At 34.5% G+C, this 16,312-nt stretch carries 20 protein-coding genes and 1 pseudogene; 6 read left to right on the forward strand and 15 right to left on the reverse strand.

The window, feature by feature from the left end; all coding sequences use genetic code 11:
* On the forward strand, window positions 1-96 hold a 96-nt coding region (locus MMB68_RS25130), incomplete at its 5' end, for an IS3 family transposase (RefSeq protein WP_251400393.1).
* Between the two features lie 91 nt (window positions 97-187).
* Here MMB68_RS25130 and MMB68_RS25135 read toward each other — a convergent pair.
* The 7 genes and pseudogenes from MMB68_RS25135 to MMB68_RS25165 form a co-directional block, all read right to left on the reverse strand.
* Window positions 188-403, reverse strand: coding sequence for a DUF6366 family protein (locus MMB68_RS25135; protein WP_277447997.1), 216 nt, complete (start codon window positions 401-403; stop codon window positions 188-190).
* A 286-nt stretch (window positions 404-689) separates the two neighbouring features.
* On the reverse strand, window positions 690-1,049 hold the full coding sequence (locus tag MMB68_RS25140) for a DUF5412 family protein (RefSeq protein WP_346780487.1): 360 nt from the start codon (window positions 1,047-1,049) through the stop codon (window positions 690-692).
* 5 nt (window positions 1,050-1,054) lie between these two features.
* Window positions 1,055-1,354, reverse strand: a complete 300-nt coding sequence (locus MMB68_RS25145; RefSeq protein ID WP_264409064.1) for a hypothetical protein — start codon at window positions 1,352-1,354, stop codon at window positions 1,055-1,057.
* An 82-nt stretch (window positions 1,355-1,436) separates the two neighbouring features.
* Window positions 1,437-1,961 (reverse strand): hypothetical protein, encoded by a 525-nt coding sequence (locus tag MMB68_RS25150; protein ID WP_277549526.1) that lies wholly within the window; start codon window positions 1,959-1,961, stop codon window positions 1,437-1,439.
* A 391-nt stretch (window positions 1,962-2,352) separates the two neighbouring features.
* The gene (locus MMB68_RS25155) at window positions 2,353-2,790 is read right to left on the reverse strand and encodes a DUF6980 family protein (RefSeq protein ID WP_277549527.1); all 438 of its coding nucleotides are present in this window, start codon (window positions 2,788-2,790) and stop codon (window positions 2,353-2,355) included.
* A gap of 28 nt (window positions 2,791-2,818) precedes the next feature.
* Window positions 2,819-3,176: pseudogene (locus tag MMB68_RS25160) on the reverse strand (hypothetical protein).
* 45 nt (window positions 3,177-3,221) lie between these two features.
* On the reverse strand, window positions 3,222-3,686 hold the full coding sequence (locus MMB68_RS25165; protein WP_264409063.1) for a hypothetical protein: 465 nt from the start codon (window positions 3,684-3,686) through the stop codon (window positions 3,222-3,224).
* 235 nt (window positions 3,687-3,921) lie between these two features.
* Between MMB68_RS25165 and MMB68_RS25170 the strand changes: the two genes are divergently transcribed.
* Window positions 3,922-4,116, forward strand: a complete 195-nt coding sequence (locus MMB68_RS25170) for a hypothetical protein (RefSeq protein ID WP_013056341.1) — start codon at window positions 3,922-3,924, stop codon at window positions 4,114-4,116.
* 121 nt (window positions 4,117-4,237) lie between these two features.
* Here the strand turns inward: MMB68_RS25170 and MMB68_RS25175 are convergent, their stop codons facing one another.
* Window positions 4,238-4,906, reverse strand: coding sequence for a type 1 glutamine amidotransferase domain-containing protein (locus MMB68_RS25175; RefSeq protein WP_140450581.1), 669 nt, complete (start codon window positions 4,904-4,906; stop codon window positions 4,238-4,240).
* A 323-nt stretch (window positions 4,907-5,229) separates the two neighbouring features.
* On the opposite strand from MMB68_RS25175, the gene MMB68_RS25180 reads away from it, so the two are divergent.
* Window positions 5,230-5,811 carry a DUF2087 domain-containing protein gene (locus MMB68_RS25180; protein ID WP_277549529.1) on the forward strand — a complete coding sequence of 194 codons (582 nt, stop codon included), beginning with the start codon at window positions 5,230-5,232 and terminating at the stop codon, window positions 5,809-5,811.
* Between the two features lie 276 nt (window positions 5,812-6,087).
* Here MMB68_RS25180 and paiA read toward each other — a convergent pair whose 3' ends face one another.
* Window positions 6,088-6,612, reverse strand: coding sequence for a spermidine/spermine N(1)-acetyltransferase (paiA, locus tag MMB68_RS25185; protein WP_481861950.1), 525 nt, complete (start codon window positions 6,610-6,612; stop codon window positions 6,088-6,090).
* A 19-nt stretch (window positions 6,613-6,631) separates the two neighbouring features.
* Window positions 6,632-7,084 (reverse strand): MarR family winged helix-turn-helix transcriptional regulator, encoded by a 453-nt coding sequence (locus tag MMB68_RS25190; RefSeq protein ID WP_269871020.1) that lies wholly within the window; start codon window positions 7,082-7,084, stop codon window positions 6,632-6,634.
* Between the two features lie 116 nt (window positions 7,085-7,200).
* Between MMB68_RS25190 and MMB68_RS25195 the strand changes: the two genes are divergently transcribed.
* The gene (locus tag MMB68_RS25195) at window positions 7,201-7,848 is read left to right on the forward strand and encodes a YczE/YyaS/YitT family protein (protein ID WP_269871021.1); all 648 of its coding nucleotides are present in this window, start codon (window positions 7,201-7,203) and stop codon (window positions 7,846-7,848) included.
* 37 nt (window positions 7,849-7,885) lie between these two features.
* Here MMB68_RS25195 and MMB68_RS25200 read toward each other — a convergent pair whose 3' ends face one another.
* The 3 genes from MMB68_RS25200 to MMB68_RS25210 all read right to left on the reverse strand — a co-directional run bounded on the left by MMB68_RS25200 (window position 7,886) and on the right by MMB68_RS25210 (window position 9,923).
* A complete protein-coding gene (locus MMB68_RS25200; protein ID WP_269871022.1) occupies window positions 7,886-8,701 on the reverse strand; it encodes a class I SAM-dependent methyltransferase in 816 nt (271 codons plus the stop codon).
* A 148-nt stretch (window positions 8,702-8,849) separates the two neighbouring features.
* The gene (locus MMB68_RS25205; protein WP_221785988.1) at window positions 8,850-9,299 is read right to left on the reverse strand and encodes a GNAT family N-acetyltransferase; all 450 of its coding nucleotides are present in this window, start codon (window positions 9,297-9,299) and stop codon (window positions 8,850-8,852) included.
* 51 nt (window positions 9,300-9,350) lie between these two features.
* Window positions 9,351-9,923, reverse strand: coding sequence for a GNAT family N-acetyltransferase (locus tag MMB68_RS25210; RefSeq protein WP_269871023.1), 573 nt, complete (start codon window positions 9,921-9,923; stop codon window positions 9,351-9,353).
* Window positions 9,924-10,229: 306 nt separating this feature from the next.
* Between MMB68_RS25210 and MMB68_RS25215 the strand changes: the two genes are divergently transcribed.
* Entirely contained in the window at window positions 10,230-10,976 is a 747-nt protein-coding gene (locus MMB68_RS25215) for a phosphorylase family protein (protein WP_221812675.1), read from the forward strand.
* Between the two features lie 244 nt (window positions 10,977-11,220).
* Here the strand turns inward: MMB68_RS25215 and MMB68_RS25220 are convergent, their stop codons facing one another.
* Window positions 11,221-12,489 carry an MFS transporter gene (locus MMB68_RS25220; RefSeq protein WP_221785991.1) on the reverse strand — a complete coding sequence of 423 codons (1,269 nt, stop codon included), beginning with the start codon at window positions 12,487-12,489 and terminating at the stop codon, window positions 11,221-11,223.
* A 422-nt stretch (window positions 12,490-12,911) separates the two neighbouring features.
* Here MMB68_RS25220 and MMB68_RS25225 point away from each other — a divergent pair, with 422 nt between their 5' ends.
* Window positions 12,912-13,988, forward strand: a complete 1,077-nt coding sequence (locus tag MMB68_RS25225) for a cyanophycinase (protein ID WP_221785992.1) — start codon at window positions 12,912-12,914, stop codon at window positions 13,986-13,988.
* Between the two features lie 78 nt (window positions 13,989-14,066).
* Here MMB68_RS25225 and MMB68_RS25230 read toward each other — a convergent pair whose 3' ends face one another.
* Window positions 14,067-16,112: a sigma 54-interacting transcriptional regulator gene (locus MMB68_RS25230; protein WP_221785993.1), complete on the reverse strand. Its 2,046-nt coding sequence runs from the start codon at window positions 16,110-16,112 to the stop codon at window positions 14,067-14,069.
* Between the last annotated feature and the right edge of the window lie 200 nt (window positions 16,113-16,312).

Genomic DNA, 16,312 nt, shown 5'->3' on the forward strand with positions numbered 1-16,312 from the left:
GCCTATATCCTCTATTACAACCATCTGCGAATAAAAGAAAAATTAAAAGGATTGACCCCTGTAGAATACAGAATTCAATCCTCATTAGCTGCCTAAATAACGTGTCTAACTTTTTGGGTTCAGTTCATAAACACTGCATAGTTTTTCAAAATAACGCCTCCAGTATTTTTAATTTATAAACCTGATGTTATTTTAAAAAGAGTGACGCAACGATAAAACCTATAATGATTACAGCAATAAGTACGCCTAGACCCTTCCATCCTAAGCTGCCTGCTAAACCAGATAGATTTCCAGCTTCATTTCTGTTAAATGCATCGTTCATATTCCCTGCGGGGTTTCTTTTTAACTCTTCTTGTTTTAACCTCTCTCTTATTCTTTCAGGTGTTTCTTTATCTTCCTTCATTGCTACACCACCATTTTTAAAACATTATAACATATTATGGATAAAATAGTAATTAAAGGATTAAAACTTAATGGTCGGCTTAGTTCTACTTTTATATATGATGGTACCTTTTATTTAACATCCCGGATGTTAAATAAAAGTAAAAAATAACCTTCAGTGGAAGATCCTTTTTAGAGTTTATTAAACTAATACATTTATTGGCTCTGACAGAATCTTTATTATCAATAATAAAAAGCATAAAAGCTCTTCAAAAAGACTTTTATGTTTTTTTGGTTATTTACAATTTTTATTCATTCTCGGATCTAAAATCAAATTTGTCTTTTTTGACATTTAATATGTGGCCACTAATGTTGACCGTATCACGGTTGATCCACTTTACCGACGCTTTTTCCTGAGGATAATTCCAATAAATATTTTTAGTTTTATTAAAGGTTTCGTTATTGTATGTAACTTCTCCTCTTATAGCAAAGTCCGTCGTCGCCCCTCCGTTTGACTGATATACTTTCACCATGTACTTTCCATTTGGGGAAGTACACTGCGAGATATAGTCACCGGAAGGTAAATGCCGCGGGTTAAAAAATAATTGCCATATGGTAAAACCGATAATTAAGCACGATGCTAGTGCAGCGTAAATGATTGTATTTATTTTTTTTAATTCTTACTCCTTGTCTTCTTCTTTTGAAAAATGAAACTAGCTACAAATAAAACGCCTAACAGTATCGTTAAATCAAAGGTTACGGAATCACCTGAAAGATTAAATTCATCTACAATGATGCCTTCTTGAAACAATAAGACTGCTGCAATTATTAAAAAGAAGAAGGAATTGACGATTACATAACTACTTGCTTTGACTTTATTTCTCAAGAAAATTACATACATAAAATTGCATACTGAAAAAGCTGCGATCAGGTAATAAATAGGCCTTAATAGTGTAAATGGTGCCCCAAGCATCAGTATATTCTCCTCTATTACTATTATTTGAAATTTACTAGTCAATATATTTCATTTTGCAAATAAATGATTATTACTCATCTTAATTATTTATTTTTTGAACCAAAACGCCGCCAACTTTATCCTTATCATCTAAAGAAAACTCAATATTGAGTTTATGAGTTTTATCAAAATACCCTATTATTGTTGCTCCGGTATCTTCTCTTTCGTAATAATTTTCTCCATATGCCTTAATGACATCTTTTTTGCTGTCACCAGTATGTATGCCCTTTTCCGTACCATACTTGCTGCTAAGCAAGTCATACCTACTGACTTTATTATCTACAATTTTAAATTCAACATCATACTTTTCCGTACTTTCTCCGTAAATGTAGGTAGTATACGGCGGTTTCTCCGTAACCTCTATAAATTTTGGTTTCTTCTTCAAACAACTTGCTACGTCATATTTAGCACTTCCTATTGATACTGATTTAACGTTTTCTAATTGAAGGTTTGTGCTTTTGGTGCTTGAATAGTATTTTTCTTTAGGCGTGGAAGATGGATCACAGCTTGCTAATAATAGTAAAACGAATGGAAAAATAAACAAAAAATAATTCTTAATGCGCACTGTTAGACTCCTTTATATCGTTTGTTTTTACTATGACTCTGAGCATTTTCTAATCTATTAACTATTTTTCTTTTGTATATACAAGTCAATCTAATAGAAAACACTAACTGCAAAGTAATACATGGCAAGTATAGCTAACGTCTCATAGACAGATTCCGCAGCGCTATTTTTCACAAAAGAAAAAACAGTACGGACTACAAAGAAAACGATAGGATAGACTATAAATAGAGAATTAAATTTATGATTCATAACAACAAAAAATTCCTTTATTTGGGTATTTAAGATTATTATAACATATAATTTTCTTTTTTTTTTCTCTCCTACATATTCCATAGGTTTTTCATTTACATAATACTGTTTATCACCATTAGAACATCAAAAGAAATTCTTATTAGTAGGTCTGCTTTTGATTATCCGTTGTTTTCGATTTCTTATCTAAGATGAATTTTAAATGGCTACTAAAGATGAATAAACCGCAGATAACCATCAACCAGCGCGTAATCCCTTGATGTATAGGATCAAAAAGGTTTAATAGAGCTATTCCTAATCCTGATAACATAGCTAGATAACGAAAAATCAAGCCCCATCCCCCATTCCAGAAATGAAGAGGATCCCCCTTCATACTTAAGTTAAAGCAAAGCTTCTTACCACACCATGGACAAAATGAAATTCCAATAATGGATGAACCACCATCATGGATAATTAAACCGTATTCCTTATTTGTTTTATCAAATAAGATAAGATTATCTGGACAATCAAATGGATCACTATGAATATCACATGTAAAGTTCGCATGATAATTCATATAATCGCAGCAATGCTTTTTCATTCGTTTTCTCCTTACTATATCGTCATTATTACTTTTCTCGGTAAGCTGAACAGTGGTCATCTGAAATACGATAATTTTCCTTACCGGTTGGGGCTGCTACCTCAACTAATTTATGTCCCAACCAGTCCCACACCGCTACTGTATGCAAAGATACCCATTTCAGATCTCCTCTAGCAAGACGAAAAGAATCATACCAGTTTTCAGTCGTTACTAAGAGATTTTTATAAGAAAGTTCCTTTTTCCTTAAGTGTTTGATTTCAGCATAAAATCTAACATATTTTCTTCCTTAGGCACTTGAATAATTCGCGCTATAAATGTTCCGTTAGGATTTTTTTAGTTTTATAAACTTTTTCACTTTCTATTTCCAGCGCTGGCCGTCCCCTCATCTTCTTTCCCCCTGTGTACTAACACATAATCTCTATGCTAAAAGGTTATAGCTGTTTCAGTATTTCTTCTATTTTCTCTTCAATATCAGCTTCTAAATAATTTTTTGACAAATCATACAAAGTGCCTGACCCTTTAAAATACCCACCGAAGTAATACCACAACTGGATGTAATAAATGTATGCATCTTCTTCATCTGTGAACCCCTCAAAGTTTATCGCAACTTGGGAACGATATTCTTTTTCTAGACACTGCTCCGAACTTAGATTTGGCAGTTGGTCGCCGTCAATATCTCGACACACCCATATTTTTAAGTTCTGCTTACCATCATGTTCAAATTTATTTCTATATTTTTGCTGAAGACTTTCGCTGTATGCCTCTCCCACTTCTTCCAACTTCACTATCTCTCTTTTTAAAGTCTCATTTATTTCACTCTCAGGGACTAAAATGTATTTGTCATCTGCTTCCTGACCCTGTTTATCCATAAATAGCTTTTTCAATTTATCAAACAAGCTTTTCCCACCTATCTAAAAACAGAATATAAGCATGTTAAATTCGACTAAAGAAAGCTCATTTCCTTCTCTAAGCTGCGTTTAGTCGTCATAACTATATGATATCAGCTACTTCCTTACAAGTAGATTCTTTTACGAGAGTGCTGATTTTCTGACATACTTGTAATTCGATATTTTTTACAGTGAATACATATGTTAAAGTGTAAAGTAGTGGAACGAAAGGAGTAACGACAACATGGCTCAACGAATCGTCAATATGTTTTTATCTGTTTTAGCTGCTTATGGAACGTTAATTCTAACGAAACACATGAGTATTGCAGATAATATTTTTGTGACACAGATTGTTCGTCTGATCATTTGTATTGTGGCTGTTATCATTGTGACAGGAATTACTACATACATTTTCAGAAATAAATCTTCTAATAAATAAAAGGGCAGCTATTTAGATAGCCGCCCTTTTTGTTTTCCTTAATTCTCATTTTATTTCATCCTAAAGAAATGGGGATGTCTCAAACACTCACGAGACATCCCCATTAAGGTTATACATACTTTTACGCGTTTAAAGCACGCACAAATTCTTTTGCTAGGCTGATTGTAGACTGTGGATTTTGTCCTGTTAAAAGCTTTCCATCTACTTCAATATGATCGCTCCAATTATCTTTTGCAATAAATTCAGCGCCTAGCTCACGTAGCTTTGTTTCAAGAAGAAAGGGCATGTATTTATCTAACGTTGTATCTTTCTCTTCTGAATCAGTAAACGCTGTAATACGTTTTCCTTTTACAATCGGCTCACCGTTTTTAAGCTTTCCGCCTACAAGAGCTGCCGGTCCGTGGCATACCGCTGCAATTAGCTTGTCGTCTTCAGCAAATTCTGTTAGCAAACGATGTAAGTGCGTATCGTCTGGAAAGTCAAACATTGTTCCGTGCCCTCCAGGTACAAACATACCTGCAAATTCTTGTGAACTTATATCAGCTAATGATTTTGTATTCTCTAAAAGTTTTCCTGCTTCTTTGTCTTCGTCCGTTACATCATCTGTTAAGCTGTTAGGATCCACAGGCGATTTTCCGCCTTTTGGACTTGCTACGACTACTTCGTATCCTTCTTTTTTAAATTCTAAATATGCTTCAGAAAATTCAGTAAGCCAAATACCAGCAAGCTCTCCGTTTTCCATTGTATGTCCATTTGTAACAACCATTAAAATTTTTGAATTTCCTGTCATGATTTACTCATTCCTTTTTCATTTATTATTTACATACATGTATCTTTAATAATTCATTTATCTCTTTGAATATGTTCCCCGGTATTATTTGATGAAAACATGGTAACTTTTTCTTACTGATAAAAAGAACAGGTAAAAATAATGGTTAAATTATATGGAAAAGCAGGCTCTTTTTTATACTTTGAAGATTAGACGGAGCCGATTTTTTATATGCAGTGTGACAAATGATCACTTTAAATATTTTCACTTTTTTGACATATACATCTAATTCGATTAATATCGAATTAGATGTATATCGAATTAAAGAGAGAAGGTATTCAGCTATGCAATTAGATAAGTTGGTGAATTACCATAAAGCCGTTGGTGATCCTACGAGAATTAGAATTATTTCACTATTAAAAAAAGGACCTCTTCACGGGCAAGCAATTGCTTACAAACTGGGGTTACAGCCTTCAACTATTACTCATCATATTTCAAAGCTAAGAGATGTAGGAATTGTTTATCAAAGAAGACAAGGGAACATTATTTATTTTTATCTAGACCTTGAAAGACTTGAATATAACTCGAAGGCTATTTTAAGTATTGGAGAGGATTCGATGGAAAATCAAGACAACCATTTACAGGATAAAGACAAATTATCTATTGTTAAAAACTTTATAAATAGTGACGGTACTTTAAAAATCATTCCAAGTCAAAGAAAGAAAAAAAACGTGATATTAGCGTATTTAATACGTGATTTACAGCACGGAAAAACGTATCAAGAAAAAGAATTAAATGAACATATTAAAAAATATCATGAAGATTATGCAACGATTCGCAGAGAGTTAATTATGCAGCATTTTATGTATAGGCAAAATGGAGAATATGAGTTAAATCCGAAAGAGATGTGGCCCGTTATCTTTTAAAATGGACGTAAAAACGTTCATTTTTTAAGCTTTATAATTCGATATATATCTAATTAATCTATGTTATTTCAAATAGAATTAAAGTAAAAATGTAATGTCCAAAATGAAAAAAGCCAACTTTTTGGTAAGCATGTGACATTAATTTCATTCTCCTATATGCTGGCACAGCAGCCATATTAGTTTGCTTACTGCTTACCCTAAAAGCATAAAATCTCTGTATGCAATAAGGATTATCCTCTACCAGTTAAATTAGTGAATAGTCCTTATTGTTTAAAACTATAAAAGTGTTTTAACCATAATGAAGTCTATTTGTTCTTCGTCTCCCATATAAAAAGAGTGAGATCCAGTTTGAACAAACCCTTGTTTCCTATAAAAATCAATCGCATTTTTGTTCTTTTCCCATACGCCTAACCAAATTTTCTTTTTATTAAATGTCGTTGCTATCTCTACTGCTTTATTAAATAAATGTTTACCAAGCCCTTGTTTTTGAAAGCTGTTACCTATATAAATTCTTTCAATTTCAAGCGATTCTTTCCCCATCTCTTCAGACTGAGCATCATCCGTATTAACCTTTAAATAACCTGCAATTTCATGATTAACATACATAAAAAAGAATTGCGAGGACGTATTTGATAGTTCTTTTTCTAACTGTTCGACTGTAAATGCTTTTTCTAAATAAGCTTTCATGTTTTCAGGTGAATTTTGATCTTTAAACGTTTCATTAAATGTTTTGTAGCTAATATTTTGAAGGTGATTTATATCTTCAAGAGTACACTTTTTTATATCCATCATCACTGACATGCGCCTCTCCTTTATATCCTCAATAATTTCTCTTGTTTCCTTTTTTGACAAACTCCCAATCTGTTTCTATATTTTTTCTTACTCTTTGAACCAGCTTAAGAATGGTATCTGCTTCTTCCTGGGTAAAACCTTCTAATGCCACTTTATCCGAATAATCATTTTCTCTTTTTATAAACGGGTATACGTTCTTCCCTTTCTCAGTTGGAAAAAGGTTTTTATTTTTTTTATTGTAGAGATCGTCTTTCTTCTCAATAAAACCATTCATTTCAAGCTTTTTTATAGCCCGAGCCGCTGTTGTTCGATCTACTTTTATCATCTCAGCTAACTTTTCTTGAATGATTCCCGGATTTTCACATATTCGCACTAAATACAAATACTGCCCCTTAGTCAGGTCATACTCTTTAAATTCTATATTACTAATCGAATCCAATGCTCTTGCTATCATTCCAATTTCACGCAGAATTTCACTCATAAATGTCTCCTTTGCACATATTTTTGTTGCAAATACAATAAAAATATTATAAGTTTAATGTACCTCAAAATAGTTGCATTTGCAACAAAAAATAATGAATAAAGGAGCTGATTACGATGAAATATGTTGTTTATGTAGGAGGAATTTTACTATTAACTCTAGGAATTGCTTTAACGATCCAATCCAACCTAGGAGCTTCACCTTTTGATGCACTTTTAGTTGGACTGTCACTAAACGTAGGTCTTAGCGTTGGAAGCTGGGAGATTATGCTTGCCTGTATTTTAATTTGTGGTAATTCTCTTTTAAGCAAACAAAAGCCGGAAGTACTGGGACTGTTAACAGCAGTTGTAACCGGCCTTGGTATCGATATATGGCTTTTTTTATTACAGAACTGGGTTACGTTCGAAAGTTGGTACAGCAAATTATGTTGTTTTGGAATTGGCTTAATCATTATAGGTGTAGGCACCTCAGCCTATTTACATACAAATTTTGCACCCATTCCAATTGACCGCTTAACTTTAATCATACAAAAACTAACTAAAACAAATTTATTTCTTTCAAGAACATTTATTTACCTCACATTCTTACTAGCTGCAATGCTTTTAAACGGGCCGATTGGTGTTGGAACGTTATTGACCGTGTGTTTAGGCGGTGTGCTGCTTAATTTCTTTATGCCTATTACTCAAAAAGCAGTAAATTGCATATTACCAACATCTCATACATCAAAAAATCATATTAAAGATCATAAACGTTCCATTACATAACTAATTCTGTCTATATCATGATTTTTATGTACAATCATCATTGATGCACAAAAAGCGGATCTCCAGTTAGAGATCTGCCTCCTGTTTGTGATTGCTCTGCCTCAGCTTTAATAATAAAACGATGCTGTTTTACGTCAAAAAAACCTTGAGACTGTATAATTTGATGTATGTTGTACAATCCGCCGATATGTGTTTCTATATCAAAATTATGAACTTGCCAAGGAATTGCTTTTAGATAAAAAACTAGCGCCCCGATATCATAAAATCTCTGCACAGGAAACTCTTCTTTGTAAAAGACGATGTTAAAAGCACTTTGTTTAAGCTCTTCTATTGCTTTCTTTAAATTCCAGTTAGAAAACTCTCTATTTATTGGAACTCCTATACATTCATTGATTCGTGAACAGTCCAACCCTCCCACTTGCTGAGTGAAAAACGTGCCTTCCTTTGACAAAATCCTTCTTACTTCTGAAGCACAAAAAGATTCGTGCTGGTTCAAAATCAAATCAAATGTACCATCTTTAAACGGTAGATTCGCGTTTTCAGTTCGTTCAACAACGGTGACACCAAGTGGCTCTAACCGTTTTTTAGCGATTGGAACGTTAGGTTTGTATCCTTCGGTAGCATACATAACGCGAGGAAAAGGTTGTAACAAAGATAAAAACTCTCCTCCTCCTGTTCCCATATCTAAAGCAGCATTAGAGTTTTGAATAAGGCGAAAAGCTTCACTTCCATATGACCACGAAAGCTTGTCGCTATCCATACGTCCAGTACGAGTAATAATAGAAAAATCCCAGCCAGTAAAATCAACATTTGTATTGTTTACAGCGTTTAAAAAATGTTTGTCCGTTATCATGTTAAAATCCTCCTTTTAATAGTCAGTCAGCATTAATCATTTATCCTAAACTAGTAAAAGGCGGGCCACGAACATACAGGCAGCGTTGTTATGTTTCATGTGCCAACTTATTCACAATAAACTCTCCTTCATCAGAATTACGTATTTTTCATTTATTTGTCCATTCATATGTAATATCGGGTAATTTCTCTTCATTTTCACATCCTCTCTTTATAATACTGAAGCCGTGTTTCTCATAAAACCGCTGTGCACTTTTATTTCGTTCAAAAGTACGTAATATTAATTTTCCATTTGATTCTGTCTTGGCTCTTTCGAGTAAAAGCTGTCCGATTCCTCCTCCTTGATAATCTACATGAACGTACAGTTGGCTAATTTCGTCAGCATGATAAGCAATCATTCCTACTATTTGTTCATCCATTAGCGCTAATTCAATTTTATAGTGTGCTGATAATATATGATTTAAGAAATAAACATGACGGTCAAAACTGTGCATTTCCTTTTGTCCAATCGCTTTTTCTTTACTATCCCGCCACATTTTCACCGTTTGCTCAGCAAATTGAGGATGATAGTGAACAATATCAACATTAAAATAGGCCATACATTTTCCCCTTATCTGTCATTATGCTATACATATTCTTAATAACGATGTCTAGATATTCCCTTCATGTGGTTGAAGCCTGTCAAAATCTTGCTTTAATAAAGAATACATATACAAATCATCAAATTTTCCACACGTAAATTCATAACTTCTTAATAATCCCTCTTTTACAAAACCGTGGTTTTTTATTAGATTTTGTGAAGAAACATTAGCAGGCTCTATTAAAGCTTCAATTCTTCGCAAGTTCAAATGTGTAAAACCATATTTTATGACAGCGCCCAATGCCTCACTAGCAATTCCGTTCCCCCAGTAGTCTTTGCTTAGCTCATATCCAATTTCTGCACGGTAATGGCCATGAACTCTATTAAGAAACCCGCAGCTGCCAATAATGTCGTCTTGTTCTTTAAGAGTAATACCCCATCTTATTCCAGATTTTCCGCTTAAGATTGATTTATACCACGCAATCTCTTTTGAAGCATCCTCAACCGTTGTAAAAGGCTCTAGACCGTAGTGTTTCATTACTTCTTTATCGGATAGGTATTTTAAAATATTGCCTGCGTCTTCTGTTATGATTTCCCTTAGGATAAGCCTTTTTGTTTTAATTACGGGAAAATAATTTGACACCTGTACCTTCCCTCCTTTTATCCATTCATTAACTAAACGGAGCTTTTCTCACAGCTTTATCTAATTTAAATAACCGTTAGTAAGAAAGTTCTTTTATTATTACTGAGTTCTTTTATTATTACTGAATTCCTTTTTAATCCTAAATATTTGTGGAGAAATGAGTAAAAAAAAGCGCGCATAACATCATTTTTAAATCAGCACTGTCATTTCTTTTATGTTTGTTAGTTCTAAAAATTAAAGGAATAAAAGCTAGTAATGAAGAATTCTTCTCCAACTAGTCTAAATGAAAAGAATAAGGAGAACGATATGAAACTGTATGGGGATTTTGAAAAAGAAGATTGGCTAAACGTATTAAAGCTATCAGAAAAAGAGCTGCCTAATGCATTCATTATTCATGGTGAGTGGGGATTCCAAGATAATCTAAGCTTATGGAAAGAGATTTTATCTACTGATGTTCATATGCCTAAATGGAACACCGTGATAGGTAAGTTCAAAAACAGAAATATAGGGTTTGCGAATGTATACGGCAGTCCGATGGCGTCAAACATTGTCCATCAGTTTGCTGGCAGCGGAACCGACTTATTCATTCAAACGGGATATTTTGGAGGCTTATCTTCTACTATACAATATGGAGATATCTTAATCGTATCTGCAGCACAAATGCAAGACGGCGTATCGCACTGGTATTTACCAGAACAAACGCTTGTAGAAGCTGACAAAGAGCTAGTGGAAGCCGCCTGTAGATATTGTGAACAAAAAGGCTACAAATATATAAAAGGACATGTGGTCAGTATGGGCGCCATGCTTATCGAGACGCATGACCTGGTAAAAGAATGGTCGCTTGCAGATTTTCTTGGCGTGGATATGGAGACAGCCACCACTTTAGCTATTGCTTATAAATTCAACAAACGTGCTGTCGGCTTATTAAATTTATCAGACCACCTTCTTCACGGTGATACTCTTTATTCCTATACAAAGGACAGAGAGTTAATAGAAAGTGAAACTGATAAAGCAATTCGCGATGTGGCTCTTTATTTAAGTAGTAAATTCTAATAGTGTGCTGTCTTATAAAAAATTTTGTATTACTGATATGAGTAAAATCTATTTGGAGTAGAATACTCAGTTATGCTATTGTTTTTAGAAGTATTAGCTCTATACGACTCTAAAAAATGGTATAGACTAAAAAAGATAACCACTTATAAAAGCGATTATCTTCTGGCTGCTTGAAAGTATAAAAATGAACCTTATAATAAAGATACGAATTTTTCTGCACTGTAAATGAGACAGTCATTGTAAATTAAGAAGCATTCAGTACGCTCTGCTCCTTTTTTCCTTTTTCTTTAATTAGTAAGACACCTAACAACCCCATCATTGAAAACAAAATGGGAATCATAAAAGCATAATGATATCCAATCTGCAGCGAGCGCTCGGGGAATAAATCAAGGACGTTTCCAAAAATACTAGGTAATAATACGGCGCTTAGAAAACCTCCCATATTAGCAAAACCTGATACAACTCCTACTTCTTTCACTGAGAAAGATTGACGTACTACGGCAAATGTCAAAGCGCTTGCGCCGTTTCCAAATCCGATGATAAAAAGTAAAATAACGACTAGCATGAATGAAGGTTTCACTCCGGTTAATAATAATCCTGTCCAGCTAAGCACCACAATAAGATGGACGAGTGAATAGATTTTTTTAATAGAGTTTAGCCTGCTTGATATCCAGCTGATTAAAGGTCCGCCAATCATAGCGCCAAACAAACCATACATAATAAGCTGACTTGCATCAGCGCGAGATAAATGAAACACATTCATGCCATAAGGAACTCCCCAAGAACCAATAAAACCAATGTATGTACCCACTACACCAAAATGACAAAGAAATGTTGCCCATGCTTGACGAGTCGTCATTACCCTTTTTAGGATCGCCCATACGCTTTCTTGGGTCTTAACAGAGGCTTTATTTGCTTTAGCATCATCTACAAATAATCGTTTAGGCTTTACGACTAAAACGACATAAAGCAAATAAGATACCGCCATTAAAACCAGACCTATGCTAAGAAAAGGAACTCTCCATCCTGAAAGTGAAATCCACATAGATAAAGGTACAGTAGCTGATAATGAACCTACACTTCCTACCAGCCCAATTAAACCTAACAGCTTTACAAACTCATTTCCCTTGAACCACTGACTTAAAATTAACACTAAATTGACAAAAATCATGGAGTCTCCGGTACCGACTAGCAAACGAGAGAAAATTAAGACATATTCGTTGGGAGCCGTACTGTAGATAAGACTTCCTATTCCGGTTAAAATCGATCCTATAATAAGAAATCGATTTGGACCGTACCGGTCAGAAAGTAAGCCAACAGGAATCTGAAGGCCTGCGTACGCTAAAAATTGTATGCTCGTCATTAATCCTATAACAGACGCTGAAACGTGAAAATCTTTCATTAACTGTTCTGTAATAAGTCCGGGGGCTGTTCGTTGACTGACAATCAAATAATATGCTAATAAAGCGGTTCCAAAAACAACCCATCTATAACTACTTTCCTGTTTGTTCATTTTGACAGATCCTCTCGTGTATAATTTTTCTGCGTAGAAATGTTAGTAGAAAACGTTTAAGAGACGAAGATATTGATAGAATGAAGGTCTTTTAAACAAATAAAGTGCTAATTTGGGGAAGCCCTTTTTTATCCTTGTTTTTCCTTTCTATTATAATTTTAAGTTTTTAAATGATATTTTTCAATGAAGTATGGACTTTTAAAATATATCCTTTACTATTTCCCTTTCACTATTAGGCATTCAAGTTAGAGTTTCTCTTGTCATTTTGGGTATAAAGCAATTTAATAAGAACCCATAAAGAACCTATGTCATGCGTATTTTTTTCAAAAGACCTCTTCTTTCACAGTTGTTCTGCTGTTTAATAAGTTGGTATAAGACTTGCATGTTCATCTATGAACACTTAATTAAAGGAGGAGAACTTTATGAAAAAAGCTAAACGTAAGAAAAGTATTAAAAAGCAAGTCATCACTTGTGCTGTTCTCGCGACGTCTCTTTTACTGCCCATTTCAGCTTCTGCTGCTTCTGCACCTTATACGCTTTATCAGATGGGAAGTACTGCAGACAAAGCGACCAGTACAAGCTTCGGACAAGTCTATATGGGAGGAAGCACCGATGTAGATGAAGCGTTCAAATGGATGATTCAAAAGGCAAACGGCGGAGATTTCTTAGTTATAAGAGCGACGGGTACTGATGCCTATAACTCTTATATCTACGACCTAGCAAAAAGCATAGGTAAGCCTCTTAACTCTGTTAGCACAATTGTCGTCGATGATTTAATAAGAGCAGGCTCAGACTCTTCTTTAATTGATAAAATTAACAAAGCAGAAGGCATCTTTTTTGCTGGAGGCAATCAGGCTGATTACGTAGATTTCTTAGAAGGTTCTGCGGCTCTGACAGCATTAAATAATCGTATCAATCAAGGCATTCCTTTTGGGGGAACAAGTGCTGGCACCATGATTCAAGGGGATCATATTTACGACTCTATCTCAGCAGGCTCTACAACTTTAGATTCTAAAACAGCGCTAAACAATCCTTATAGTTCTCTTATTTCCTTTACAGATTATTTGATTCAAACACCTCATAACAACAACATCCAAACAGACACCCATTTTGAACAACGAGATAGAATGGGACGCTTTCTAACATTTCTAGCACGTAATATCCAAGACGGAGAAGAAACTGGGACAACCGCAAAAGGGATTGCTGTTAATGAACAGTCAGCGCTTCTGGTAGAAAAAGATGGTTCAGCTAAAGTAGTAACGCAGCCAGGTTCTACCAATGCAGCTGTTTATCTAGCTAAAACGAATATGGCTCCTACCACTTGTGTAAGCGGTCAGCCGCTGACGTTTAATAATATTTCTATCTATAAACTATTTAATGGCAGCACTTTTAATCTTTCCACTTGGACAGGTTCTGGAGGATTAGCTTATACTTTAAACGTAAACGGCGGTATTATTACTTCTTCTACAGGAAAAGTTTACGGAGGAAATCAGCCGTAAACGGTAAATGAATATTTTATTTTATAGAAAAGGGAAACTTAATTAGTGAAGTTTCCCTTTCTTCCTTATATTAAGATATTAAGGATTGATTAAGTGCTGTTTTGTTTTTAAATGATATAGATAATGCAGTCCTTTTTCTGTTATTTTTGTTCCTGCTCTGCCTCTGCGCTTTATAATATACTCTTTTTCTTCTAGTACATCCAAACGATTTCTCACCTGCTGTTCTGTAAGAGTGAAGCCTTTTAAATGCTGTGTAATCCACTTTCTGCTTGCTGCTTTTCCTGTATCATTACACTGCTTTATCGTTTCTAACAGAGCGTGATTTTCTTGAAGTTCGATCAAGTCAACCGATTCATTTTCAACTTCATGTAAAGTATGCTCCTCTTTTTGACTACTAAGCCTATACTCTACGTCTTTTGCTTTCACTTCGTTTTCATCGCAGACAGTAAGCAAATACTCGATGACTCCTTTTAATTCTCTTATGTTTCCTAGCCATTCATATTCGATAAGCAGCTTCATCGCTTCTGGATGGATATGCGTCCATGTTTTTGATTTAGAAATAAAATGATGAATCAGTAAAGGAATATCGGTTCTTCTATATCTTAAAGGAGGAATCGTTAAAGATAATACGTGTAAACGATAGTACAAATCTTCTCGAAACAACCCTTCTTTCATTTTATGTAGTAAATTGTTGTGAGTAGCTGCTATTATTCTTACATTGATTGGAATAACTCTTGTCCCTCCTACCCGTCTAATTTCTTTTTCTTGAAGCACTCTTAAAAGCTGAGTTTGTAAACGCGGACTGATATCACCAATTTCATCCAAGAAGATCGTACCTTTATCAGCGCTCTCAAACAGCCCTTTTTTGCCGCCTTTTTGCGCTCCTGTAAAGCTGCCTTCTTCGTACCCAAACAGCTCACTTTCTAGTAATGTATCGGTCATAGCACTGCAGTTCACGGCAAGAAACGGTCCATTTTTACGTGTAGAATGATTGTGGATAGCCTGAGCAAACAGCTCTTTTCCTGTACCGGTTTCTCCTTGAATTAAAATAGGATACTCAGTAACCGCCATTTTCCGGGAAATTTCAATCGTTTTAAGCAAAGCTGGGTGTTCTCCTATAATATCTTGATAGTTATACTTAGCAGAAAAACCGCTTTTTCTAAGTTCTGACTGCGCTTTCCCTTCTATTTCAACAGCTTGATTAACACTTTTAAACGTTGCTACCGTAGTATTGCTTTCCTGAATCATAGACTTATAGATAACCATTTCGTACCCGTTTACGTTAAAGTACTGACTTTTCTGGGCAGACGATGTAATAAACTCCACAAGGCCTTCGTCAGAAATGACATGTTGAATTTCAAGATCTACAACATCAGAAGAAGATAACTGAAACAATGATTCTAACCTTTTATTGAATAACGTAATTTTTTTGTTAAAATCCACGGCAAGAATACCATCTTCTACTACGTTTACAATACTCTTTACATGAAGGTGAAGTTCTTTCATTTGCCCTTCTGCTTCTATTAATTTTTTTTGCAGCTCAATAATATTTCGTAAATAGCGATCCCAAATAATTGAATGATTAGACTGATTAAAACCAAATGATTTTATAAGTTCAAAAATGGTCGCCATATCAAAAAGTCTAACGCCTATATCAATTACATGTTTTACGTATGGGGGACACAAGTGAACCTCACCTGGAGAAACAGCAATTTCAACATCTTCGTAATAGGTCTTTTGCTTTTTAAAAGGAATAAACTGAACATGATTAATCCCTACTTGATAGAGAGACTCTATTAACTTAAGAGTTTCTTTATCATCATCGTTTACAATTAACACCTTTGTATGGGCAGGGATTTTCAGCAATTCATTTATATGTTTATGGTGAATCGTTCTATTTCCTACAATTTCATGTGCATGCTGAACGTCTAATCTGTCCTTCATTTCGTGCTTTATACTCTCCGATGAATAAAGTACAACATCTCCATCAATTTTTCCGGGTAATTCTTCATCAATCGCAAAGCATTCAATAAAAATGTAATCTCCTAACAATTCTTTTAATTGATTGTGTAAAATGATTCTAGTTTGCTTGCTTCCTGTTATTAAAACTAATTTCTTTTTCATCGTATGAACACCTTTCTACAGGCCTTTAACTTGACTTGCCTTCAGAGATTAGTTTATGGAATATATACCTATCATTTTATACTTTACTGCGCATTTCATCTAGCGGACGTTTGTCCCTTTTGTAAATAAAAAAGTAGAAAAAAACGCCTCCACTTTAATAGGTGGAGGCACGATATGCTAAAGTGCTAGATGCATTGAAT

Source organism: Priestia sp. Y58 (assembly GCF_029522095.1).
Classification (GTDB): Bacteria; Bacillota; Bacilli; order Bacillales; family Bacillaceae_H; genus Priestia; species Priestia megaterium_E.